The organism is Veillonella sp. T34266-5 (assembly GCF_002959815.1).
GTDB lineage: Bacteria > Bacillota > Negativicutes > Veillonellales > Veillonellaceae > Veillonella > Veillonella atypica.
In genome coordinates this window covers 37,513-60,516 of record NZ_PPCZ01000006.1, presented here as the reverse complement: position 1 = coordinate 60,516, position 23,004 = coordinate 37,513, and the positions used below count along the sequence as shown (strand labels likewise).

At 37.4% G+C, this 23,004-nt stretch carries 28 protein-coding genes and 1 pseudogene; 28 read left to right on the top strand and 1 reads right to left on the bottom strand.

The window, feature by feature from the left end:
* Window positions 1–95: 95 nt before the first annotated feature.
* From VIHSUH07_RS03955 to VIHSUH07_RS03860, 20 genes are all read left to right on the top strand, one after another.
* Window positions 96–557 (top strand): DUF3290 family protein, encoded by a 462-nt coding sequence (locus VIHSUH07_RS03955; protein WP_105083989.1) that lies wholly within the window; start codon window positions 96–98, stop codon window positions 555–557.
* Window positions 558–569: 12 nt separating this feature from the next.
* Window positions 570–1,289 (top strand): DUF421 domain-containing protein, encoded by a 720-nt coding sequence (locus tag VIHSUH07_RS03950; RefSeq protein WP_105083988.1) that lies wholly within the window; start codon window positions 570–572, stop codon window positions 1,287–1,289.
* A 71-nt stretch (window positions 1,290–1,360) separates the two neighbouring features.
* Entirely contained in the window at window positions 1,361–3,088 is a 1,728-nt protein-coding gene (locus tag VIHSUH07_RS03945; protein ID WP_105083987.1) for a radical SAM protein, read from the top strand.
* Between the two features lie 31 nt (window positions 3,089–3,119).
* On the top strand, window positions 3,120–3,980 hold the full coding sequence (gene pgeF / locus VIHSUH07_RS03940) for a peptidoglycan editing factor PgeF (protein ID WP_105083986.1): 861 nt from the start codon (window positions 3,120–3,122) through the stop codon (window positions 3,978–3,980).
* An 80-nt stretch (window positions 3,981–4,060) separates the two neighbouring features.
* Window positions 4,061–4,747 (top strand): YggS family pyridoxal phosphate-dependent enzyme, encoded by a 687-nt coding sequence (locus VIHSUH07_RS03935; protein ID WP_105083985.1) that lies wholly within the window; start codon window positions 4,061–4,063, stop codon window positions 4,745–4,747.
* 39 nt (window positions 4,748–4,786) lie between these two features.
* Complete coding sequence (locus VIHSUH07_RS03930; protein WP_005375690.1) at window positions 4,787–5,281, top strand: cell division protein SepF; 495 nt, start codon at window positions 4,787–4,789, stop codon at window positions 5,279–5,281.
* A 26-nt stretch (window positions 5,282–5,307) separates the two neighbouring features.
* Window positions 5,308–6,096 (top strand): pyrroline-5-carboxylate reductase, encoded by a 789-nt coding sequence (gene proC / locus VIHSUH07_RS03925; RefSeq protein ID WP_105083984.1) that lies wholly within the window; start codon window positions 5,308–5,310, stop codon window positions 6,094–6,096.
* Window positions 6,096–6,881 (top strand): YlmH family RNA-binding protein, encoded by a 786-nt coding sequence (locus tag VIHSUH07_RS03920; RefSeq protein WP_105083983.1) that lies wholly within the window; start codon window positions 6,096–6,098, stop codon window positions 6,879–6,881. The genes proC and VIHSUH07_RS03920 overlap by 1 nt, the downstream gene beginning before the upstream one ends.
* 114 nt (window positions 6,882–6,995) lie before the next feature.
* Window positions 6,996–7,643 carry a precorrin-2 dehydrogenase/sirohydrochlorin ferrochelatase family protein gene (locus VIHSUH07_RS03915; protein WP_105083982.1) on the top strand — a complete coding sequence of 216 codons (648 nt, stop codon included), beginning with the start codon at window positions 6,996–6,998 and terminating at the stop codon, window positions 7,641–7,643.
* A complete protein-coding gene (gene hemA / locus VIHSUH07_RS03910) occupies window positions 7,612–8,886 on the top strand; it encodes a glutamyl-tRNA reductase (RefSeq protein ID WP_105083981.1) in 1,275 nt (424 codons plus the stop codon). Before VIHSUH07_RS03915 ends, hemA begins: the two co-directional genes overlap by 32 nt.
* Window position 8,887: 1 nt before the next feature.
* On the top strand, window positions 8,888–9,826 hold the full coding sequence (gene hemC, locus VIHSUH07_RS03905; RefSeq protein ID WP_105083980.1) for a hydroxymethylbilane synthase: 939 nt from the start codon (window positions 8,888–8,890) through the stop codon (window positions 9,824–9,826).
* Complete coding sequence (gene cobA / locus VIHSUH07_RS03900) at window positions 9,823–11,337, top strand: uroporphyrinogen-III C-methyltransferase (RefSeq protein WP_105083979.1); 1,515 nt, start codon at window positions 9,823–9,825, stop codon at window positions 11,335–11,337. The genes hemC and cobA overlap by 4 nt, the downstream gene beginning before the upstream one ends.
* Window positions 11,338–11,374: 37 nt before the next feature.
* On the top strand, window positions 11,375–12,349 hold the full coding sequence (gene hemB / locus VIHSUH07_RS03895) for a porphobilinogen synthase (protein WP_005380358.1): 975 nt from the start codon (window positions 11,375–11,377) through the stop codon (window positions 12,347–12,349).
* A 9-nt stretch (window positions 12,350–12,358) separates the two neighbouring features.
* Window positions 12,359–13,660, top strand: a complete 1,302-nt coding sequence (hemL, locus tag VIHSUH07_RS03890; RefSeq protein WP_105083978.1) for a glutamate-1-semialdehyde 2,1-aminomutase — start codon at window positions 12,359–12,361, stop codon at window positions 13,658–13,660.
* Between the two features lie 34 nt (window positions 13,661–13,694).
* Window positions 13,695–14,141: a helix-turn-helix domain-containing protein gene (locus tag VIHSUH07_RS03885; RefSeq protein WP_016476528.1), complete on the top strand. Its 447-nt coding sequence runs from the start codon at window positions 13,695–13,697 to the stop codon at window positions 14,139–14,141.
* Window positions 14,142–14,456: 315 nt separating this feature from the next.
* Window positions 14,457–15,452, top strand: coding sequence for a hypothetical protein (locus VIHSUH07_RS03880; RefSeq protein ID WP_105083977.1), 996 nt, complete (start codon window positions 14,457–14,459; stop codon window positions 15,450–15,452).
* A 245-nt stretch (window positions 15,453–15,697) separates the two neighbouring features.
* Window positions 15,698–16,111, top strand: coding sequence for a hypothetical protein (locus VIHSUH07_RS03875; RefSeq protein WP_199176830.1), 414 nt, complete (start codon window positions 15,698–15,700; stop codon window positions 16,109–16,111).
* Window positions 16,112–16,116: 5 nt separating this feature from the next.
* The gene (locus VIHSUH07_RS03870) at window positions 16,117–16,533 is read left to right on the top strand and encodes a hypothetical protein (RefSeq protein WP_105083976.1); all 417 of its coding nucleotides are present in this window, start codon (window positions 16,117–16,119) and stop codon (window positions 16,531–16,533) included.
* A gap of 109 nt (window positions 16,534–16,642) precedes the next feature.
* Window positions 16,643–17,020: a hypothetical protein gene (locus VIHSUH07_RS03865; protein WP_105083975.1), complete on the top strand. Its 378-nt coding sequence runs from the start codon at window positions 16,643–16,645 to the stop codon at window positions 17,018–17,020.
* A 199-nt stretch (window positions 17,021–17,219) separates the two neighbouring features.
* Window positions 17,220–17,969: a hypothetical protein gene (locus VIHSUH07_RS03860; RefSeq protein WP_105083974.1), complete on the top strand. Its 750-nt coding sequence runs from the start codon at window positions 17,220–17,222 to the stop codon at window positions 17,967–17,969.
* A gap of 83 nt (window positions 17,970–18,052) precedes the next feature.
* Here VIHSUH07_RS03860 and VIHSUH07_RS03855 read toward each other — a convergent pair.
* Window positions 18,053–18,355, bottom strand: a pseudogene (locus VIHSUH07_RS03855) (IS256 family transposase); the annotation flags it as partial.
* A gap of 135 nt (window positions 18,356–18,490) precedes the next feature.
* On the opposite strand from VIHSUH07_RS03855, the gene VIHSUH07_RS09730 reads away from it, so the two are divergent.
* The 8 genes from VIHSUH07_RS09730 (at window position 18,491) to VIHSUH07_RS03820 (ending at window position 23,000) form a co-directional block, all read left to right on the top strand.
* A complete protein-coding gene (locus tag VIHSUH07_RS09730) occupies window positions 18,491–18,952 on the top strand; it encodes a transposase family protein (protein ID WP_233187817.1) in 462 nt (153 codons plus the stop codon).
* Window positions 18,895–19,239, top strand: coding sequence for a transposase (locus VIHSUH07_RS09725; protein ID WP_233187816.1), 345 nt, complete (start codon window positions 18,895–18,897; stop codon window positions 19,237–19,239). The genes VIHSUH07_RS09730 and VIHSUH07_RS09725 overlap by 58 nt, the downstream gene beginning before the upstream one ends.
* Window positions 19,240–19,348: 109 nt before the next feature.
* Window positions 19,349–19,732: a hypothetical protein gene (locus VIHSUH07_RS03845; RefSeq protein ID WP_105083973.1), complete on the top strand. Its 384-nt coding sequence runs from the start codon at window positions 19,349–19,351 to the stop codon at window positions 19,730–19,732.
* Window positions 19,733–19,778: 46 nt separating this feature from the next.
* On the top strand, window positions 19,779–20,165 hold the full coding sequence (locus VIHSUH07_RS03840) for a hypothetical protein (protein ID WP_233187815.1): 387 nt from the start codon (window positions 19,779–19,781) through the stop codon (window positions 20,163–20,165).
* A gap of 186 nt (window positions 20,166–20,351) precedes the next feature.
* Window positions 20,352–20,810 carry a hypothetical protein gene (locus tag VIHSUH07_RS03835; RefSeq protein ID WP_105083971.1) on the top strand — a complete coding sequence of 153 codons (459 nt, stop codon included), beginning with the start codon at window positions 20,352–20,354 and terminating at the stop codon, window positions 20,808–20,810.
* Between the two features lie 168 nt (window positions 20,811–20,978).
* Entirely contained in the window at window positions 20,979–21,395 is a 417-nt protein-coding gene (locus VIHSUH07_RS09640; protein ID WP_105083970.1) for a hypothetical protein, read from the top strand.
* A gap of 309 nt (window positions 21,396–21,704) precedes the next feature.
* The gene (locus VIHSUH07_RS03825; RefSeq protein ID WP_105083969.1) at window positions 21,705–22,082 is read left to right on the top strand and encodes a hypothetical protein; all 378 of its coding nucleotides are present in this window, start codon (window positions 21,705–21,707) and stop codon (window positions 22,080–22,082) included.
* A gap of 150 nt (window positions 22,083–22,232) precedes the next feature.
* Window positions 22,233–23,000, top strand: a complete 768-nt coding sequence (locus tag VIHSUH07_RS03820) for a M48 family metallopeptidase (protein ID WP_105083968.1) — start codon at window positions 22,233–22,235, stop codon at window positions 22,998–23,000.
* Window positions 23,001–23,004 lie beyond the last annotated feature (4 nt).

Below are 23,004 nucleotides of genomic sequence, written 5' to 3'. Positions count from 1 at the left end.
TATCATTGTGGTAGCTCTATTTTTTATAAATCGTTGTTGGTTATTATCATATTTATTTGTGATATAATAAAAAGATATATGAAAGGAGCATAATTATGGACTTCTATACCGTTTCCTATGTGGAAAGCCAAATCGTATCTGGTCATACATTAGGCTTCGTTATCTTTGTAGTTGTTTTATTAGCCCTTCTCGGAGTAGGCATTCAAGTTTTGCGTAATGGTTTTACAAGCCGTTACCGTGATTTAACTGTTATATTATCCTTAATTATTGTATTTTTCTTAGGCTTAGAATATCAAGAATATGGTCGTATGAAGAATTACTCTGAAGATTCTTCTAGAATGGCTCAATTCTTGCATTCCTTTAGTGCAGACCGTGGTGTTGATGAAGGTCAATTAGCTGTTAATTCCTTAAAGGTACGTAATGGTATGATCTTAAAGGTTAGCGATGCATACTATGAGGTGCAATTTAATCCTGAATTTACTACCTATACAATCACTCGTGTGTATACAGTAAGTCCTACAGACCGAATTCATGATAAAGCGGATGTATTACCATAAGGAGGACCACATATGACAGAAGCTATGGCCGTCTATGGGATGGTCTTTGCCAAACTCGCCATAGGTCTCTTGGCGATTATTTTACAAATTAACTTAATGGGGAAGGGAAACTTAGCGCCAACCTCTGCTTTAGACCAATTACAAAACTATGTACTCGGTGGTATTATCGGTGCCATCATCTATAATGATGCGATTGGTATTTTACAATTTATGTTAGTTCTCATCTTATGGACTATTCTCGTAATGACGCTTAAATTCTTAAAAGGCAATCTTAGATTCTTTAAAACAATTCTAGATGGTCATCCTGTAATTGTTATCGAAAAAGGTCATGTCTTAACTGAAGAATGTATGCGTTATGGTATTCAATCGGCTGAATTAAAACTAAAACTTCGCACAGCTGGTGTTCAATATGTAGCAGATGTTAAGCGCGCTGTATTAGAGCAAAATGGTCAGCTTAGTGTTGTTCAGTTCGGTGAAGAAAATATTCGTTTTGATTTGATCAATGATGGTCAAATTAATCAATTTACTCTTGATGTAATTGAAAAAGATAAAGAATGGCTAGAACAAGAGGTACAGGCACAAGGGTATTCTATTAAGGATATCTACATTGCGGAATACAGAGATGGTAAAGTCGTATTGTATCCGTATGAGAAAAAACATCGGCCTCAATTGGTAAAAACAATTAAAACAAAGACTATTCATACAAAGGATACAATAAAATCTAAAATATAATCTCTTGAATTATATATAGAGAGCGTTGTTAAGCCCACTTTTCGTAGTGGGCTTATATAGAAAGGAAATTAGTGAACCGTAAAGATTTAATTGATCGATTACAAGAACTTTATAAAGATGAGGATAGTCGCGTAACTATTAACCCTCATGCGGAGCAAAAGGTTGCTATTGTTTATCCAAATACATATTTCGTTGGCATGAGCAATTTAGGCCTTCACATTATCTATGAGGAAATCAATTTGCATCCATCTAGTGTATGCGAGCGGATATTCTTGCCTGAGAAAAAGGAACTAGATGCCTATGATAAGACGAAAACTCCGCTTATGAGTGTTGAAACGCAACGGCCTATGCATCAGTTTGATGTGGTAGCCTTTGATGTGACCTTTGAAATGGATTATTTCCATATTCCTCTTATGCTTCGTCATGGTCGGGTACCTGTTATGAGCGAAGATCGAACTGGCTTTGATCCTATCGTCATTGCCGGAGGACCGTGTGCAACATTTAATCCTGAACCCTTTGCGGACTTTATCGATGCTTTCATCATCGGTGAAGGAGAGGGCATCGTTACTGCTGTGTTAGAACGGATTCGCGAGGGTCGTGAGAATGGTGAAAGCCGAGAAGAAACGATTTCTGCACTAGCTCAAATTGATGGTGTATATGTACCTGTTTTATATACGCCTCGATATGACGATAATAAGCGCTTTGTTGGCTATGATATAGCAGATGGTGCACCCAAAATCATACGACGCCACTTTGAGCCTCTTACGAGCGGTGGTGAAACGGTAATTGCTACGAATTTCACCGAGTTTGGTGCCATGTATATCATCGAGGTAGCTCGAGGCTGTGGCCGTCATTGTCGATTCTGTATGGCCGGGTATTGTTTCCGCGTACCACGTGTACGACCACTAGATATCTTGAAAGAAGGCGTCGATAGAGCAGAAAAGTTAGGGAAAAAGGTAGGCCTTATGGGGGCGGCCATTTCCGATTATCCAGAGGTAGATGAGCTCGTAACCTATATTCGCTCTAAGGATATGCGCTATTCCTGTGCGTCCTTGCGCGCCGATTCCTTGACACAAGCCGTTGTCGATGGATTGGCTGAAAGTGGACAAAAGACAATTACCATTGCGCCTGAGACGGGTAGTGAACGATTACGTCGTGTCATCAACAAGGGGATTAGTGAAGAAAATCTTCGCACCGCTGCTCAGTTATCCGCTAAGTCTGGTATTCAGCATATGCGTCTTTATATTATGATTGGCCTGCCAACGGAAACTGATGAAGATATAGATGCCATTATCGGGTTAGCAGAACGTACACAAGCCCACATGGCTGAGGTGGGTTGTAAAGGCCGATTAACACTTAGTATTAATCCATTTATACCAAAGCCATTTACACCATTCCAGTGGATGGCTATGGATCATCAAAAGAGTGTAGAAAAGAAATTACAATATATTAAGAAATCATTGCAAAAAAATCGTCGCATCGAGGTACTCGTTGAGTCTCCTAAAGAAGCATATATCCAAGGTGTACTCGCCCGAGGTGACCGCCGCTTAGGCAAGGTCCTCGCTGCATGTGCCCAAGATCGAGGTAGCAAATCCTTTAAATCTGAAATGAAAAAAGCCGGCCTCGACATGGATGACTGCAATTATCGGGAACGCAAGTTCGAGGATTATTTGCCGTGGTCTCATTTGGATATGGGTCTAAGAAATGGTTATTTAGAACAAGAATGGCAACGGGCCGTTGATGAAGCGTATACACCGCCTTGTATGGAAGGGTGTAAGCGGTGCGGTGTGTGTAAGTGATTCGAGAAATAAATAGTAGAGGAACAGTCGTATGGATATTACTGTTGTAAATGTAAATACAAATGATGATCGTAAATGGTCTTTTGAAATGCCTAACTGGGCCAATCAATTTCCTCTGGTTATGGGGGATACATATCGTCATGGCGGTGTATCTAAAAAAACATGTGAATCTCTAAATTTAGCGACTCACATAGGAGATTCATTACAAGATGTATTAGATAACCGCAGCATTGTGGCTGATCATTTAGGTGTATCGCCAGACCGCATTACCTGTGGTAATCAAGTGCATGGCCTTAATGCGGTACGCATTACAGAAGATTTAATTGGTGCTGGTGCTATGAGTTCTGATACCGCTATTCCAGATTGTGATGCCATCTATACGGATATACCAAATGTTCCATTATTCTTATTTACTGCAGATTGCGTACCGGTAGGGATTTACGATCCTGTGCATCATGTGGTGGCTACTGTTCATGCAGGTTGGCGCGGTGCTATAGGCCATCTACCGGTTATCACCATAGAGGCGATGCAACGAGATTTTGGTACGCGCTTTAAAGACTGCTATGTATATTTAGGTCCTAGCATTGGACCTGAATCCTTTGAGGTTAATCAAGAACTGGCAGACACTTTCACAGACGAGTGGAAGAAAATAACTGATGCCAATAGTAATGAATTGGTCCGATATATCGTTAGAGATGGTGCGTCGAAAGCGACACCACATGTTGATTTATGGCGATTTATCGAAGAAGATTTGTTCCGACGAGGTGTTCCAAAGGACCAAATCTGTATTGGTGGTACCGATAGTATGACCGATGAGAATTGTTTTTCCTATCGTCGTGAACATGGCAAAACAGGGCGTATGGCATTATTTGGTATGCTCGAAAAACGGTAAAGATATACATTATTGGTTAAATATTATATAATATAAGTCTATAGGATATTTATTTATACGTTACTATATGGGAGGATCATATGATTGAAGAATCCCTTCATAAAATCCAACAACGCATGGCTGATGCAATGGCTAGCGTAGGGCGCACGGATACGGCGTTACTTGTTGCGGTTACAAAGAACCATCCTGTAACGGCTGTAGAGGAAGTGGCTCGCCTTGGATGCACTCATGTAGGCGAAAATCGCGTGCAAGAGGCAAAAGAAAAACAAATGCTTTATGCAGGACCTAAATTGGTATGGCATTTAATTGGCCATTTACAAGTTAATAAGGTTCGTCAAGCGGTACCGATGTTTGATTTGATCCATTCTGTAGATAGTAAGAAACTATTAGATGAAATCGAAAAGGTTGCTGCTAAGCATGATAAAGTACAAGACATATTGTTACAAGTCAATGTAGCTCGCGAAGCGAGTAAGTCTGGTATGTCCGTAGAGGATTTTCCTGACATACGAGACTATGCGAAGACCTTACCGCATGTACGCGTTAAAGGGTTGATGTGCATGGCTCCGTTTTTCGAAAATCCGGAGGATGCAAGACCTATCTTTAGAGTAGCACATGCTTTGTATGAAGATATGAAAGGGTATTTCCCTGATGGGGATATACAATATTTGTCGATGGGGATGACACATGACTTTGAAATAGCCTTACAAGAAGGGGCTAACATCGTGCGTGTAGGCACTGCCATCTTTGGGGAACGTGTATATAACTAATTGGGAATATAACAGTGTGAGTATATTAGGAGGATCACCATGTCTATGGGAGAACAATGGCAAAAAATCAAAAATTTTATCGGCATTAATAATGATGACCGTTATGATTATGATGATGAGTATGAATATGAAGATGATGAGGACTATGCAGAGGACGTGCCACCAGTAGCACCAACAGCAGCTGCATCTGAGTTCCATCCACGTAAGGTAGGAGGCACATCCACTATGACACAACGTCCAACAGCCATGAAAGTAGTTGTTATCGAACCTAAGGTTTTTGAAGATTCTGAAAGTATCACTCATCAATTGCGTGACATGCGCCCTGTATTGATTAACTTTGAAAATACAGATCCTCACGAAGCAGCTCGCATCGTTGATTTTGTATCTGGTGCAACATTTGCATTAGATGGCAAATTGGAAAAGGTAGGCAAAGACATTTTTATGTGCGTACCTGTTAATGTATCCATTGATTATAATAATGAATCTGAAAGTGGAACAACTGAGCAACAAGAATTTAACTGGCAAAATAAATAATCCAGTATAGAAAAAGTGGTGATACTATGTTGGGAAAAACAGTATGTATAGGCGTAGGCGCCATGGGTGGTGCCCTTTTACGAGGCGCACTTTCACAAGGTATATTACGTAGAGATGATGTATCAATCGTAGTGCGTCGCCCTGAACATCGCGACGAATTAGTTGACGAATTGGGTGTTACAGGTTTTGTAGAATTACCTGATATGGCGCAGTTTGACACGATTATCCTCGCTGTTAAACCACAGGTATTACCATCTGTATTGAGCCAATTAACGTCTGTGAAAGCGGGTGCTACGGTTATATCTGTGGCAGCTGGCGTAACATTAGACACCTTGCGCAAAGCATTACCAACCGCGGTATTGTACCGTGCCATGCCGAATACTCCAGCATCTATTGGTTGTGGCATGACAGCGTTAACAGCGGATAACGATGCTGATACTACTTTTGTTGAGGCTTTATTTAACGCCGTTGGCGAAGTAGCCGTTGTCAGTGAAGCCGACCTAGATCGATTAGGCGCTTTGTCTGGTGCCGGCCCAGGATATATGTTTGTCATTTTAGATGCCTTGGCTGATGCGGGAGTCCGCATTGGATTACCTCGTCAATTGGCGATTAAGGCGGCTGCCCAAACGATGTATGGGGCCGGTAAAATGGCATTGGAATCCGGTACACATCCTGCTATATTGCGCGATCAAGTGACTAGTCCTGGCGGCACTACGATTGCTGGCATTGGAGCTATGGAAAAAGGTGGCTTGCGCAGTGCCCTACAAGATGGGGTTGTTGCTTGTTTAGCTCGTTCCAATGAATTGGGGAAATAATGGCTGATACTAGTAAATTAATTAGATATTTTGAAGCAAGCGGTAGCGGTGAAGAAGCGCGCCGTATGCTTGATTTAGCAGAACAAGTAGTAAAGGGAAAACCGTATCGCGTATGTGACTTTACAAGTCCTGCAGGACTTGTTATTGCCGATGCAATTAAGGCGGCTTATCCTGAATTACTCGTTCAATCCTATGGCGGCTATGAAGGGGCGGAACGTATTCGTATCGCCTTTGTAGATAGTCATTTTCAAGGTACAGTAGATATGGGGATCATTCCCTTGAAGGTATCTTGGGATCCACGATTTAGACTGTTAAATCATCGTGATGTGCTTGGTTCTTTAATGGGACTTGGCATTGATCGCTCTAAATTTGGCGATATTATCATGGGCCAAGGGGGCGCACAAATTCTCGTAGATAGCACTGTAGCAGATTTTGTAGTGCAAAATTTTACAAAAATCGCTATGGTTGCTGTATCTGTAACTCCGATGGAGTTAGATGAGATAGCACCAAAAGAAGAAAAGATTAAAGAAGTGCGTACTACCGTTGCATCACTTCGATTGGATGCGGTAGCAAGCTCTGGCTTTAGCGTATCCCGTACCAAATTGGTGAGTGCTGTAAATGCCGGTTTATTGCAAGTAAATTGGCAACCTGCAAAGGGGCCATCCCAAGAGGTCAAAGAAGGGGACATCATATCTATGCGTGGTCGTGGCCGAATGAAGGTAGAGGCTATTACGGGCACATCCCGTAAGGGACGTATCGGCGTTTACCTTAAACGATTTATGTAAGCAAATAAGCAATCGGCTTGATTCATCAAGCCGATTTTTTATACCGCTTATGTATATCTATAGTTCCATATGTAGGTATACATAAGCGGTATCATCAATTATGCGAGGTTCATTATGATATCTCTAACATTACAAACTACAGCAAGTGATACCATTTTATTTGTAGGTGGTGGCGCCGTGGCTGAACGACGTCTAGCATTATGCTTAGACGAGCCCTGTCAATGCATTGTCATTAGCCCCGTTATAACAGATCAGATGAAAGCTTGGCATGAGGATAACAGATTTATTTGGCACAATACAGTGTTTAGCGATGACCATATAGACATTGTAAAACAATGTAAATTATTGTTTATCTGTACAGATAATAAAGCTGTTAATGATTATATCGAAGCTATAGCACGCAATAATGGCATACTAGTCAATCGTGCCGATAATGCTACAGCTTGTGATTTCACAGTACCATCAACAATCGATATGGGTGATTTGCATGTTGCGATTAGTGCTAATAATGGGGGACCCCGTATTAATCGTCTTGTGAAACAAGATATGATGAATCGTTATAATATATTGCAAATTGCCATACCGAGACTTAAAATTATGAGGGAAGAGGTAAAGTTACTTATCCCTAGCGTAGAGGAGCGTAGCCGTTTTTGGCGCACTCATCTAGGCGAATCTGAATTTCAGGCTATTCTTAAGGGACAATGGCCTTTGATAGAGGAGAAACTACACCATGCAATTAGTGGTATTAGGACTAAATCATAGAAGTGCTGCCGTTGAGGTGCGTGAACGTTTCTCGTTTGAAAAAAACGAGGTAGAAAGCGCCTTAAATCGACTCTATGAATACGAAAAAATTTCAGAATGCGTCATTCTATCGACTTGCAATCGTACGGAAATTTATGCCGTATTAGAAGATGTACAATCTCCTAAAGCGTATATGCTCGATGTATTAAAGCATTTAAAACATGCCGATACAATTGATGAATCCGCATTTTTCTTCTATGAAGAGAAAGCGTGTATAGAACATCTATTCCGCGTATCTGCTAGCCTTGACTCCCTAGTATTGGGGGAAGGTCAAATCCTTAGTCAATTGAAAGGTGCCTATATCGCGGCCTATAGTGCAGGCTTTACGGGAACCGTATTTAATATCTTGTTCCAACGCGCTATTAGCGTTGGTAAAAAGGTTCGGACCAATACAGGCATTGCGAATACACCTGTGTCTGTTAGCTACACGGCGGTTAACTTGGCGGAAGATAGCCTAGATAAACCACTTTCAGAAGCAACAGTCCTCATCTTAGGGGCTGGTACCATGAGTGAGTTAACAGCTACACACTTACAATCAAAGGGCGTAAAAACCATATTCGTATCAAATCGAACTTTTACCAAAGCGGAAGCATTGGCGAAGAAATTTAATGGTCAAGCCATTAAATTAGATCACTATGTAGAACAAGCAGAACATGCAGATATCATCATTACATCAACGGGGGCACCGCATTATATTATTGGTGAAAAAGAGGCCAAACGGATTGCCGCATTGCGTCATGGACGTCCCATCGTGATGATTGATATTGCAGTGCCACGTGATATTGATCCTGTCGTTGCGGATATCGAAGGTGTGTATCTATTCAATATTGATGCTCTAGAAAGCGTTGTAGAAGAAAATAAACAACAACGCGAGGAAGAGGCGAAACGGGCTGAACCGATTATTCACGAAGCTATCGATGAAGTGTTAGAAAAGTTTAGTTATTTATCCGTACGTCCTATGATGGCATTATTGACGGATAAGGCTGACCGCATTCGTCGCCGTGAATTACATCGAGCACTGGCTAAATTGCCGGATATTTCCGATAAAGAGCGTCGCATCATTGATTCTATGAGTCGTATGATCGTTAGAAAAATGCTAAGAGAACCGATGATTCATTTCAATGAAATTGCCGGTACACAAGAAGAAGGTTTATATTGGGATTTATTCAAAGATATGTTTAATCTCGAGAAAGAAGGCTCGTAGTATGAGGAACCACATTAGAATTGGGACTCGAAAGAGTGCTCTTGCCTTATGGCAGTCAGAATATGTAAAAAGTGAATTGCAACGCTTATACCCTGGTGTTACAGTGGAACTAGTCCATTTTAATACGAAAGGGGACCGCATTTTGAATAAGCCCCTTGCCGAAGTAGGTGGCAAAGGTTTATTCACTGCTGAATTAGAGGCGGCTATGCATGCTGGTGATATCGATATCGCCGTTCATAGTTTAAAGGATATGCCTACGGAATTATCAGACGGCCTTACATTAGGTGCTATTTCAAAACGAGAAGTCCCTTTTGATGCTTTGGTCAGTCCTAAATATAAAACATTGGACCAATTACCAGAAGGTGCTCGCATTGGTACCAGTAGTTTACGCCGACAAGCCCAACTATTGCATCGCCGTCCAGATTTACGCATCGAAGTGATTCGCGGCAATGTGCAAACCCGTCTTGGCAAGATTGAAACGGAAGGTCTCGATGGTGTCGTATTGGCACAAGCAGGCCTTAAACGGCTAGGTTTAGATGATAGAATCACACAAGTCTTTACGGCGGATGAAATGATTCCTGCTGTGGGGCAAGGTGCTTTGGCTATTGAATGTCGCAGTGACGATACTGAGATGTTAGACATACTTTCAAAAATAGACGACGAACCAACACGCCTTGCCGTAGAGGGGGAACGTAGTTTCTTGAACCAACTCAATGGGGGTTGCCAAGTGCCGATGGGCGTATATGGAATTGTTGAAAAAGGACAGCTTAATTTGAAAGCGCTTATTGCGTCCTTGGATGGTAAAACTGTATATGAAGGAGAATTGTCTGGACCTGCTAAGAAAGGGGTTATGTTAGGCAAAAACCTTGCGAAAGCCTTATATGAAGAAGGGGGCAAACACATTGTGGAAGCCCTTGTTAAGGAGGGAATCATAAAATGACAGGTTTAGTATATTTGATCGGCGCAGGCCCTGGAGATTCTAAATTAATCACCGTAAAAGGTAAGGAATGCATCGAACGTGCAGATGTTATCGTGTATGACTATTTAGCAGATGCTCATCTATTAGAATGGGCTCGTCCTGATGCAGAGTTGATTTATGCAGGGAAACAATGCAAAGACCACACCATGCACCAATGGGAAATCAACGAACTATTGGTGAAAAAGGGCAAAGAAGGCAAAATCGTAGCCCGCTTAAAAGGTGGAGACCCACTCGTATTTGGCCGTGGCGGTGAAGAGGCAATGGCCCTTCGTGAGGCCGGTGTTCCTTTTGAATTTGTACCTGGTGTTACATCGCCTATCGCAGCGCCTGCCTATGCTGGTATTCCTGTAACACAACGCGCTATGGCGACATCCTTTGCTGTTGTTACCGGTCATGAAGACCCAACAAAAGCGGTGTCTGGCATCCATTGGGAAGGTCTTGCTACAGCAGTGGATACCCTTTGCTTTGTCATGGGCGTAGGCAATTTATCTACGATTGCAGAAAAATTGATGGCTCATGGCCGTCCTGCTAATACGCCAGTGGCCCTCATTCGCTGGGGTACTAAACCTGTTCAAGAGGTGCTTGTTTCCACACTAGAACATGTTGTAGAAGACGTGGAAAAGGCACAACTAAAAGCACCAGCCATCATCGTCGTAGGCGATGTTGTAAACTTGCGTGAACAATTGCAATGGTTCGATAACAAGCCATTATTCGGCAAAACGATTGTAGTTACTCGTGCTCGCTCTCAAGCTAGCAAATTCCGCGATATGCTCATGAATCAAGGAGCCAATGTTATCCAAGCAGCAGCTATTAAAACAGAGCCTGTAGAATTATTTGATGAAGATAAACGTTTATTACATGGCGTAGATCGCTATTCTTGTGTCGTATTCACATCCGCTGAAGGGGTACGCTACTTCTTTGATGCATTGTACGGAGAAGGCAAGGATGCGCGTTCCTTAGGTTATGCTAAGGTATGTGCTATCGGCAGTGCCACAGCTAAGGCGTTGACGAATTATGGCATTACGCCGGATATTATCCCTGTAGATTATAAGGCTGAATCTGTTGTTGATGCATTGAAACAGCATGTTAAACCTAGACATACAGTGCTATTAATTCAACCTAAGAAGGCTCGTGAAGTGATTCCTCGTGAATTGCGTCACTTAGATATCGACGTAGATATTTTGCGCTTGTATGAAACGCAACAAGATACATCTCAACAAGAGGCATTAATAGATGCATTGCAACATGGTCATGTCGACTATATTACATTTACTAGCTCCTCTACAGTTACCAATACGTTAGATTTATTGGGTGAGGATGCACTTTCACTATTAGAACATACAAAGATTGCATGTATCGGACCTATTACGGCCGCTACGGCTATGAGTGCAGGTTTAAAGGTAGATATCATTAGTCCTGTATATACGACAGAAGGTCTTGTAGACACAATCGTGAAAGACTGCGCTAACTAATATACTGTCATTATTAAACGGAAGAAGGAAATTTACTATGTACGATTTAACCTATCGTCCTCGCCGTTTGCGCACTTCTCCAGAAATGCGTGATTTAGTACGAGAAACAACATTAGATACAACTGATTTGATTTATCCATTATTCATCGTTCCTGGTGAAGGAATTAAAAAAGAAATCGATACATTACCAGGACAATACCATTTATCCGTAGACGAAGCGGTAAAGGTGGCGCAAGAGGCTTATGACCTCGGTATTCGTGGTGTAGAAATCTTTGGCATCCCTACCTATAAGGATGAACAAGGTTCCTCCGCATGGGATATGGAACAACCGGTACAACAAGCGATTAAAGCCATTCGTGAAGCGGTGCCAAATCTATTGGTCATTGCGGACGTATGCTTATGTCAATATACATCTACTGGTCACTGCGGCATGATTGATCATCACGAAATTTTAAATGATGAAACATTGCCTCTATTGTGCAAGGTTGCGGTTAGCCAAGCACAAGCAGGTGCTCATATGGTGGCGCCATCAGATATGATGGATGGCCGTGTAGGTGCTATTCGTGAAGCTCTTGATGAAGCTGGTTTCACCAATGTATCCATTATGAGCTATGCTGCAAAATATGCATCTGCCTACTATGGTCCATTCCGTGGCGCCGTTAATTCAGCTCCTCAATTTGGGGACCGTAAATCCTATCAAATGGATCCAGCTAATCGCTTAGAAGCAATGCGTGAAATTGAACTCGATATCGCCGAAGGTACGGATATTATCATGATTAAACCGGCATTATGCTATTTGGATATCGTTCGCGAAGCCCGTGATCGTTATGAATTACCATTGGCTGTCTACAATGTATCCGGCGAATATGCAATGGTTAAAACGGCTGCAGCCGCTGGTCTCATTGATGAACAACGCCTCGTAATGGAAACGATGCTCTCTATGAAACGGGCTGGTGCTAAGATTATCATTACATACCATGCCCTTGATGTGGCACGTTGGCTTAAACAATAAGGAGTGACTATGTTACAACTAGGTAAATCAGAAAAAGCGTTTGATGAAGCGAAACGATATATGCCAGGTGGCGTTAATAGTCCTGTTCGCTCCTATCGTAGTGTAGGCTCAAACCCTCCATTTATTAGCTCCGCTAGTGGCAGCCGCATCTATGATATCGATAACAACGAATACATAGACTATGTGTTGAGCTGGGGCCCTATGATTTTGGGCCATGCGAACCCAGAGGTCGTAGCTAGTCTACAAGAGGCTATTCCTCGTGGTACAAGCTATGGTGCGCCTACACTGTTAGAAACGGAATTGGCTAAGAAAATCCAAGCCTTCATGCCATCTATGGAAATGGTCCGTCTCGTTAACTCTGGTACAGAGGCGACCATGAGCGCATTACGCGTAGCTCGTGGGTATACGGGCCGCGACCGTATCGTTAAATTTGTTGGCTGTTACCATGGTCATAGTGATTCTCTATTGGTGAAAGCCGGCTCTGGCCTCGCTACATTCGGCGTGCCAGATAGCCCAGGCGTACCAAAGGGCGTCGCAGAAAATACCATCACATTGCCATACAATGATATTGATGCAGTTAAACAATTATTCGATGAAATGGGTGATACCATTGCTTGTATTATCGTAGAACCGGTAGCAGGCAATATGGGCTGTGTGCCTCCAGTAGAAGGATTCCTTGAAACCTTGCGCGATGTAACAAAGGCGCATGGTGCCCTATTAATCTTTGACGAAGTTATGTGTGGATTCCGGGCTAGCAGCGGTGGTGCACAAAAACTATACAATATTAAACCCGACTTGACTTGCCTTGGTAAAATCGTTGGCGGTGGTATGCCTCTTGCTGTATTTGGCGGTTCTAGCAAAATCATGAGCGAAGTAGCACCATCCGGCCCTATTTACCAAGCCGGTACTTTGAGTGGTAATCCTGTGGCTGTAACGGCAGGCCTTGCTACATTATCTATGTTGCAACGAGACCCAACCATCTTTAAACAAGTGGAAGATAGCACTAAGGCATTGTGTAATGGTCTTGAAGAATTGGCTAAGAAATACAATGTGCCAGCGGTGGTGCAACGTGTGGGTTCTATGTTTACCTTGTTCTTTACAGATAAACCGGTTCACAATTTTGATGACGCTAGTGCATGCAATGCGGACCATTTCAAGACATTCTTCCATCATAACTTGAGCCATGGTATTTACTATGCGCCAAGTCCATTTGAAAGCAACTTCGTATCCATGTGCCATAAGGGCGCAGAAATCGATAAAACATTGGCTGTCGCAGAAGAAGCTTTCAAAATTATCAGTGAAACACTGTAATATTCTTTTGACGTAATCGATGTAGGTGATGAACATGCAATTTTACAAGAACTTAAAACGGGCTCGTGTACGCATGGGAAAGAGCCAAATCGAAGTCGCCAAGGCTGTAGGTATTAGTAATGCGGCATTATCCAATTACGAGACTGGCTATAGAGAACCAGACCTCGATACACTGTGCGCGTTGGCTCGTTACTATGAGCTGACCTTAGATGAACTCGTGAATGTTAATAATGAACAGCAAGAACGCATTTATGACATTAGCACCGCTGTGAAGGATACACATATTAAGTTCAAAGGGGACTTGTATGAATTAAAAGCATCGCAAAAGAAGGTTCTCTTGCGAGAACTGGATACAGTGTTTGAAAAATTTCAACGATCTCGTATAACATCTATCAAAGAAGGTACCTCACATCGCCATCCTCATATCAATAGGGGAGGACTGTTGGGGGCAAACCTTGCAGTGAGTCGCGGGAAAAAATGATAAGTTTTGATTGTATGACAAACGAACCTGATCCTGAATTTCCTTTAGGAAGTCGCTAATTAAATAAAGGTTGATAGCATTAAAGCTATTATATCCAAACATATGATATTGGTTTGGATATAATAGCTTTTTTATTTATGTTACGTATATTGTTTTGTCCTATAACCCATTGTTTTTGTAAAATATACAGTTTACAATTTAATTAAGATTAAATTAATGTATTTTTTAGTTTAATCTGGTTGTGATTGAGATATTTCGACAAAGCATATTAGGGCTATTGTTAAGTTTTATTATTTAGCTTGATAGAGAGTTTATATGAAAAAAAGTTCAAAATTCTATGCAATGATTATTCTTATTGTAGCTCTTTTAGTGATGATTGGTTATTATTTGCATAATAATCAGTCCAAAAGAATTGATATGGATTTACAAGGGAGTTTAGTACGATTAGATTCTCATGTTTTAACTGTTTATAATGTGAGAAATTTTAATGATTATGAGACTATTGATCTTCATTCCATTGCTAAAAAATTTGATTCAGCTATAAGGTATGTTGCTTATAATAATGAGGCTCTATACTTGTTGTTAGAAGAGAAGAATCATACTTGGAGCATTTTACGTATTGCTAATAATGCTATGGATTTATATGCGTTACCTATAATTGAAAATGATGCGAAGCGATATCAGATTGTGTTGGATAAAGATAACATATTAGTTATTATGAACCAAAAAATATATCAATCAGAAAGAGAAAAGTTTGCATTTCAATTAGTTAGTCAAGAGTTTTCATATAAAAATCAGTTTATATTCTCACCATCTTTATATGGATATGTTTATATGGATAGTTCTAATGTTGTAAGAAATCTTCAAAATACTGTTAATCTTATCTCTTTAGATTCATATTCGACATATAATGGCATTATTAACAGTTCATATCTTGTATTAACTAGAATGCCTGAGAAGAAAAGATTTGGAGAAATATATGATTTAAATACTGGTGAATATCGAAAACTGACTAAAGGTCCACTATATAACTTTGGGAGTGTTGGTGATGTTGTGTTGTTGGAAATAGAGTCAGATAATGGAGAACCTGACTTTTTTGCTCCTAATTTGTTAGTTAATCCTAGTCGATATAGCAATCATATTACAGATTATGAACCTTTCTTTTATGATGTAAAAAATGATGTGATTATAAAGCTTCCAGAAGGTATATATACTCGTGCTTTAGATCAGTCAATAACTTATCAGTCAGAAGAATTTAATAGAGAGGCGTTACAACAATTAAAATTGTTGTGTGAAAGTAGTCATAATTAGTAGATTGAAGAATTGATGTTTTCGTACTATTAAAGCAAGATTTATATTTGATTAACGAATTTGAGTAAGATTACATAAACAAGTAAAGATTTTGCTTTTGCTAGACTCTAAAAGTATTACGTCATATGGAGTAATTATGGAAATATATAAGAATCTAAAATCTAAGTTTAATCAATTGTCTTTTAGAGTTCGTTTGATACTAATCGTATATTAGAGAAGCATTGTAAATATTACGAGTGTTTATAATGAGAAGATGGAGTCTAATAAAATATATGCATATAGGTTTATTAAAAGAAATTGGGCCCAAATTATTAAAATATCTGCTTATTGGCATTGCTGCAGCCTTTATACTAATCATAATTGTCGGCATCACTACTCGATATTGTCATTATAATGACAACTATTTTGCATTAATTAAATATGGATATTCTCTTTACAAAGAGGATTTGATTGATGAGATAAATTGGACTCGCGTTGGTGATAAGTTTATGGTGAAGAATTCTGACTATACTGACTTTAAGGCAAAGTATAATCAAAGTAGATTCTTAGATGATATAAATGATAATAAGGACAAAATTAGTGAAGGTCTTAATACCAATAGCATTAGAGTCCAGTTGAAAGAAGACTTTATACGAATTAAATATAAAATGGTGGATTGATAAAGATGGTTTGCGATAAGGTCGTTATTAATAAATTAAAAATAATTATATTTGTAGTAGGAATAATCATAGGTTCATTTTGTGGTGCTCTTGTATTAGAGAAAATAGATAATACATTGGAATCCATTTATTCTGGTAGACAAGCTCTTATTTGGAATGAATATAAGCGTTTTGATCATCGTGAGCATTTTACTATCAATGCCATCTATCCTTTTAAATATGAACTTGGTAGTGTTAGACCATACTTTATTGTTGATGCACTAAGTAATAGTAATATGGATACAATAGAAAAATCTTTAGCTTTAAATGGATGGCAGCAAATAGAGGCTAATACATTTCAAAAAGAAACTAGTGGAGAAGTATTAAAATTATCTGTAAAACCTATTAACATGAATGAATTTATGATTGTATATTATTACTAACTTTTACAAATGGAATCCATGCTATTAGTTATGCGCTAATCGTAATAATTAATGAATGGTTATATAGGTAAAGTTGTTCAGAAATGTATTAGTGGAGTTAGGAGAGATTATGAACGCTGGACGTATCTTATGTAGTATTTTACTTGGTATGTATGCAATATATATTATACGGAATAATACAATAACTATTGCAGGCGCAAATACTAAGAGAAGTCTTCTTCTTACGATGATACAATTAGGTCAATTATTAATGCTTGAATTAATGGTTATTTTTTGGGGGACGATTTTACATAGTTTTTCTATTTTTTCGTTAATACTTGCAGTCCTTCTTTGGGGAGAAATATTTGCATTAAAGCAAAATCTCAATGAATATTTTATGTGCAAGAAAGGGAAAAGCTATGGCATTAGTATTATAGGAAAAGGTCGAATTACTGTGTCTGTTGGGCAGAGCATTTTACTAATCTTATTAGCGATTTGTGGTTGGTAAAATTTCTTCCGTATATGGGGATTAATTTAATTTATTTTTTGGCCGTTATAGGGATTTGTAAAAAGATGATACATTACCATATACAGAGTACTTTAGTTTAAGGTATTTTTTAGTTTAATCTGGTTGTGATTGAGATATTTCGACAAAGCATAATAGGACTATTGTTAAATTTTATTAGTTAGCTTGGTAGAGAGTTTATATGAAAAAAGCTTATATTTTTATACTGATAGCTATTGTAAGTCTTAGTATAGCTATATATCATCATTATCATCAAGTGGCCCATAATAATATAGTTGTTTCCACACAGTCTCAAGAATTAGTAGACACCTCAATTGATGAATCAATTTCTAACCGAATTTTAGCAGTATATCCCACTAAATCTTACTATTATTATTTAGGCTATGATGGAATTGGTCGATATGATATCAAAAATCATATTTTAGATGTTTTAGAGTTCGAGATTTATGGAGATGAAAGTGGACCTTTTAAAACCTATCATCCAAAATCTAAGATGGTTGTTAATAAGAAGAATACACTATATGATTTTTCAAAAGAAGATTTAGATAATTTTGAAAAAATGTTAATGGACTCTGAGCATAATGCACAATACTTTAATAAAAGGTGGTACCGTTCCGGCTATGAAGCTACTTTTTTGGATTTAGATAATCATCTTATTATTACGAATGATGTGAGAGGTGTAAAAAATACACCTACAAAAATTTTAATATTTAATGTAAGTGGCTTTATTATTATTGATAAAGAAACTAATGATATACAAGTTTATTTTGATGAAAGTATTGCGGGTAAAAAAGCTAGAGATTCAGCTGTTTCAATCTTAAAACATGTTTATGGAGAACATCTAATAATTCTAAATAGTATAGATCAAATTGGAGAAGATGAGAAAATTATTTTATTACAATTAAGAGATCAATACATTAGTAAAAAATAATTTGTGCGTAGTTAGAATTATTGGGTTCTAATAGAAGGCGGTTGTACAGTATTCTAGGGTTATAGGACAAAAAGTGTGTGTGACTAATCCCAATAAGTTAGAAAATCTGTAGACATATGTAGCTCATTCCAAACAGGAGCATCACCCCATTGAGAGATTGAACGATCTATTTGGCAATAATCAGATAACCGTTTATAGATAGCAGCAATCGATTCATCTGTAGGTATACAATTTAATATATCTGAAATAGAAAGCGGTCTTGGTGAGTGCATATAGAACCACCAATAGACCGCTTTTAGTCTTCTTTCAAGTGAAGGTTCCCTATGAACTCGTAACATACTTCTTAGTTGAGCATTTACTCCATTTTCAATACGATTATTTGTGGTTCTATAATAAATGTTGGGGTGACACCACTACGGTGTCACTTCCAACATTATTTTTTTGCAAAAAAAATAAGCATACAAGGCTCACATACTTTACAATAAAAGTGTCAAAGTCCTAAAGAAAGGATGTGAGCTTATATGCCTACTACTGATTATACTGAATTTTTACATAATGTAAAACAAGAGTTTATTACAAACAGCTACGAATTGGACGGAACATTTATTTTTGACATAGAATTACCGGTAACACCACATATTTGCCCAAAATGCGGAGAAACTACAGAGCGTATTAAAGATTACCGCATACGTACGGTAAAATTTGGAAAAGTGCAACGAGGACCATTAATTGGAAAATACAGACAACGTCGATATATTTGCCCTCATTGTAAGCACTCTTTTGCCGAGAACAATCCATTTATACGAAAACATATGCAACTAAGTATAACCAATATTAAATTGCTATTTGATAAACTTGCTGAAAGTTTAACCTATACTGCTATTGCTAAAGAGTGTGATATATCTATTACTACAGTATTACGCTATTGTTCCATGATCACTCTTTTAGAAAAATCTTTTCAACCTATGGCAAACAAGGAATAGCTGCACATTTAACCCATTGGTTAGAATTAGTGAAAGCATCTGGTTTGAAAGAATTTAATAACTTCTTTACATCATTTCCTGTATGGATGACTCAATTAACTAATGCATTCTTACTTCCATATTCTAATGGATACACAGAAGGAACTAACAACAAGATTAAGGTATTAAAACGAATAAGCTATGGACTTCGCCACTTTGGTAGATTTAGAGTACGTATTCTACTTTTGAGCAAAAAGAATGGCACCAACCATACATATGATTGGTGCCAAACAAGACTCGTAGGGTGAACACCCCAACATTTATTATAGATCCTTTTTATTTATGTTACGTATATTGTTTTTGTAAAACATACAATTTATAATTTTATTAAGAGTAATATAACTAGTGGAGAATTGCATGATAATAATCGTTTTTGTGGGGTTTTTAGTATTCTTATATTGTATGTATTTTATTAAAAATCCTTATTTTTCATTGAATAAAATAAAAATTAAACGGTCGAGATATTTATTAATATCAGAGCTTTTAATGGGTGGAATAATTTTCTTCTATACACTTTTTTCGGGATATTTTAAAACATTCAAATTTTTATTGCAGTTGGGAATGGTAACTATGTGTTTTCTAGAAATGTGGTTAAGAATTCCGGCTATTAAAGAAGATTCTAACTTATCGTCTGAAATTAAAGCAATATTGATAAAAAAAGCAAAACAAGATTTTTATTCTGTTTTGCCAGTTCTCTTTATGATGCTATGCATGATTATTTTTGTTTATTTTCGTAACTAAATAATAAAATATTACTATTCGATAAAAATAAGTTCTAATTACATTAATGGAGAAACTTATGAGGCTAGGTCTTTCATTTTTTTTACTATGTTTATATTCTCTATTTTTTATTAGAAATCCTTATTTTATATTAGGTAAGGAACAAATTAAGCGCTCTAAATTTATGTTATATACTGAAATAGGAATAGGCTGTTTAGTTTTTATTCTTATTAATGTTCCGTATGATGGTGATAATTTAATTCATCTTTTGGCCGTTATAGGAATATTAAATTGGGGCTTAGAATTATATCTAAGAATTTTAGCTGTTAAAGGTGATTATTCACTTGCTTTAGAGAATAAGCCTATGCTTATAAAAAAAGCAAAAAAAGATTTTTATTCCGTAATACCTATATTAGTTATATTTGCACTAATAATTATTTTTAATACTATATGAAATACGGATATAACATCTGTTACTATTGATTCGGAGGTAGTTGCTTTAGCTTTAGTACCGGAGATTATCTTATTAACGATAATTAATCATTAGGTGAAATCAGTAATGATATACCCGCACAATTTTATTAATGGGGTATTTTGAGATAGGCTTTTGCGAATTGAATATATAGAAAGGTTAGAGAATATGAATACAACTATATATGAAGCCGTAGCTAAATATAAAAAAGATGATACATTACCATATACAGAGTATTTTGGTTTAGGTCATTTTTTGACTAAAGATTTAGCAGAAAATGCAATAATGTTAGCTAAACAACTTCCGGGATTTAGAGAATTTTGCGATGAAAACTTTTATATTGAGGAATTTGTTTTAAATGATGGAGTACCAAGAAATTATAGTGTAGATGATCTTATCAAAAATAATGAAGTTTTTATATTGTGGTATGGGTATGATGTTGATGCAATATATACAGTGGGTGGAACTTTAGGTGTATTTAGTGACTATGAATATGCTGTATTAGCAAAAGAAAAATATAGTACTTGGGATATATTTATTGTTCATGGGGTAGATAATTTTGGTATTGGGAAGGTTGTATTAAACGAACGTCAATGGGTAGATGGCTTTGTAACAGTTTATGATTAAGTGCATATAGCAATAGAACCTATTTAAATATTTTTTAGTTTAATCAGGTTGCGTTGCTTATTATAATGAGGCTTTATACCTACTTAACGACTTTGAACAAGATTATATGAACAAGTAAAGATTTTGCTTTTGTTAGACTCTAAAAATATTACGTCATACGGAGTAATCATGGAAATATATAAGAATCTAAAGTCTAAGTTTAATCAATTGTCTTTTAGAGCTCGTTTTATATTAATAGGGTGGATTTTAATTATTACTCTGTTTTTACTATATTCAATCTTTATAGTATTAATGCATCCGATATTTTTAAATTATGTGAATAATTCAAGTGCATTGCTAGATAAATATAATGATAAAATAGTAAGCACAGAGGTTTCATACGAAGGAAAGAACAGTCAAATTGTCGTAAAAACTGTTGAGTATGAAAATCTTTCAACAGATGAGATAATTCGTACTTTAAAAGTTGATAATGTGAATCTAGTTTCTATTAACGATTTGGAAGCCAGACTATTCGATGAAGTGAACAAGGTAAAAATAGTAATTACGACAGAGAATAATATGACTATTGTTAAGTTTTATTATTAATCATAAGACTAGTTTCCATGTTTATTTTGTCTATTTTCATAACTAAATGATAAGACATTACTATTTATTGATTGAAACATAAGGGTGTTATATATGATGATAGCGTTTCGTACATTAGAGAAGCATTGTAAATAGAAGTATTAAAATTATCTGTAAAACCTATTAACATGAATGAATTTATGATTGTATATTATTACTAACTTTTACAAATGGAATCTATACTATTAGCTATGCGGTTATCGTAATAATTAATGAATAGTTATATAGGTAAAGTTATTCAGAAATGTATTAGTGGAGTTAGGAGTCGTTATGAATGCTGGGCGTATCTTATGTAGTATTTTACTTGGTATGTATGCAATATATATTATACGGAATAATGCAATAACTATTGCAGGAGCAAATACTAAGAAAAGTCTTCTTCTTACGATGATACAATTAGGTCAATTATTGATGATTGAATTAATGGCTATTTTTGGAGGGAGGATTTCACATAGTTTTTCTATTTTTTCGTTGATTCTTGCGGCTCTTCTTTGGGGAGAAATGTTTGCACTAAAGCAAAATCTCAATGAATATTTTATGTGCAAAGAGGGGAAAAGATATGGAATTAGTATTATAGGTATAGGTCGAATTGCTGTGTCTGTAGCACAGAGTATTCTTTTAATCTTTCTTGGAATCTGTAGTTGGTAAAATTTAATAAGCGCTAAAGTTAAAAATGTAATATTTTAGTATTTACAGCAGATAGTTGATTATCTTTAATCAGCTATCTGTTATTTTTTTATTATTTTACCTATATCGAATAATTCCTATTAATATCACTAGAATTTTACGATTTTATGAGTGTTTTATGATAAAATAAAAGGTATGAATACTTCAACAACTCGGTCTATTACCTACAATGGTGACACAATTGAATATGAGTTAACAATCAAGCGTGTAAAGAATATAAACATGCGTGTTCACAAGGATGGTAGTGTCCATGTTTCGGCGAATGCTTATGTACCAGATCATCGAATCGATGCGTTTGTTATCGAAAATATACCCTTTATTGAGCGGGCTCGTTTTAAATTAGAAGCATTAACGGCACAACGGATAGAGGCATTGCAATATGTAACGGGTGAAACCGTATCTATTTTGGGCATGCCTGTTTCGCTAGAGGTGCTAGAAACATCTGGCAAACCGCATATTAAGTTTGATGGGTCTAATCGCATGGTGCTGTTCGTTAAATCTGATTACACCTATGAAGACAAGCATAAATTAATGCAAACCTTTTGGCGCCAGCTAGGGGAAAAGGTGTTTACCCATTGGGCGAAGGTCGTGTATCAACGCTTTCACCAGCAACATATTGATGTGCCCATGCCAACGGTAAAGCAACAGCGCATGAAGAGTCGTTGGGGGTCTTGTACGCCATCAAAGCAGCTCATTAAGATGAATATGCGTTTATTAGAAGGGCCTCAGGCCTATATTGAATACGTTATGGTCCATGAGTTTGCCCATTTTAAATACTTGGATCATTCCAAGAACTTTCACAATTTAGTGGCCCAATTTTTACCAGATTGGAAGGCTCGAAAGAAATCATTAAATATCTATTTTGCACATAGACCGTAAGGAG

Bases quoted from the DNA above. Each gene is read 5' to 3' on its own strand.
- hemC (WP_105083980.1), top strand. From the start codon at position 8,888: ATGAGGAACCACATTAGAATTGGGACTCGAAAGAGTGCTCTTGCCTTA.
- VIHSUH07_RS03835 (WP_105083971.1), top strand. From the start codon at position 20,352: ATGAATACAACTATATATGAAGCCGTAGCTAAATATAAAAAAGATGAT.
- proC (WP_105083984.1), top strand. From the start codon at position 5,308: ATGTTGGGAAAAACAGTATGTATAGGCGTAGGCGCCATGGGTGGTGCC.
- VIHSUH07_RS03915 (WP_105083982.1), top strand. From the start codon at position 6,996: ATGATATCTCTAACATTACAAACTACAGCAAGTGATACCATTTTATTT.
- VIHSUH07_RS03880 (WP_105083977.1), top strand. From the start codon at position 14,457: ATGAAAAAAAGTTCAAAATTCTATGCAATGATTATTCTTATTGTAGCT.
- VIHSUH07_RS03870 (WP_105083976.1), top strand. From the start codon at position 16,117: ATGGTTTGCGATAAGGTCGTTATTAATAAATTAAAAATAATTATATTT.
- VIHSUH07_RS03865 (WP_105083975.1), top strand. From the start codon at position 16,643: ATGAACGCTGGACGTATCTTATGTAGTATTTTACTTGGTATGTATGCA.
- VIHSUH07_RS03860 (WP_105083974.1), top strand. From the start codon at position 17,220: ATGAAAAAAGCTTATATTTTTATACTGATAGCTATTGTAAGTCTTAGT.
- VIHSUH07_RS03935 (WP_105083985.1), top strand. From the start codon at position 4,061: ATGATTGAAGAATCCCTTCATAAAATCCAACAACGCATGGCTGATGCA.
- hemA (WP_105083981.1), top strand. From the start codon at position 7,612: ATGCAATTAGTGGTATTAGGACTAAATCATAGAAGTGCTGCCGTTGAG.
- VIHSUH07_RS03840 (WP_233187815.1), top strand. From the start codon at position 19,779: ATGGAGAAACTTATGAGGCTAGGTCTTTCATTTTTTTTACTATGTTTA.
- VIHSUH07_RS03825 (WP_105083969.1), top strand. From the start codon at position 21,705: ATGAATGCTGGGCGTATCTTATGTAGTATTTTACTTGGTATGTATGCA.
- VIHSUH07_RS03955 (WP_105083989.1), top strand. From the start codon at position 96: ATGGACTTCTATACCGTTTCCTATGTGGAAAGCCAAATCGTATCTGGT.
- hemB (WP_005380358.1), top strand. From the start codon at position 11,375: ATGTACGATTTAACCTATCGTCCTCGCCGTTTGCGCACTTCTCCAGAA.
- VIHSUH07_RS03875 (WP_199176830.1), top strand. From the start codon at position 15,698: ATGAGAAGATGGAGTCTAATAAAATATATGCATATAGGTTTATTAAAA.
- VIHSUH07_RS03930 (WP_005375690.1), top strand. From the start codon at position 4,787: ATGTCTATGGGAGAACAATGGCAAAAAATCAAAAATTTTATCGGCATT.
- VIHSUH07_RS03845 (WP_105083973.1), top strand. From the start codon at position 19,349: ATGATAATAATCGTTTTTGTGGGGTTTTTAGTATTCTTATATTGTATG.
- pgeF (WP_105083986.1), top strand. From the start codon at position 3,120: ATGGATATTACTGTTGTAAATGTAAATACAAATGATGATCGTAAATGG.
- hemL (WP_105083978.1), top strand. From the start codon at position 12,359: ATGTTACAACTAGGTAAATCAGAAAAAGCGTTTGATGAAGCGAAACGA.
- VIHSUH07_RS03950 (WP_105083988.1), top strand. From the start codon at position 570: ATGACAGAAGCTATGGCCGTCTATGGGATGGTCTTTGCCAAACTCGCC.
- VIHSUH07_RS09640 (WP_105083970.1), top strand. From the start codon at position 20,979: ATGGAAATATATAAGAATCTAAAGTCTAAGTTTAATCAATTGTCTTTT.
- VIHSUH07_RS03920 (WP_105083983.1), top strand. From the start codon at position 6,096: ATGGCTGATACTAGTAAATTAATTAGATATTTTGAAGCAAGCGGTAGC.
- cobA (WP_105083979.1), top strand. From the start codon at position 9,823: ATGACAGGTTTAGTATATTTGATCGGCGCAGGCCCTGGAGATTCTAAA.
- VIHSUH07_RS09730 (WP_233187817.1), top strand. From the start codon at position 18,491: ATGCCTACTACTGATTATACTGAATTTTTACATAATGTAAAACAAGAG.
- VIHSUH07_RS03885 (WP_016476528.1), top strand. From the start codon at position 13,695: ATGCAATTTTACAAGAACTTAAAACGGGCTCGTGTACGCATGGGAAAG.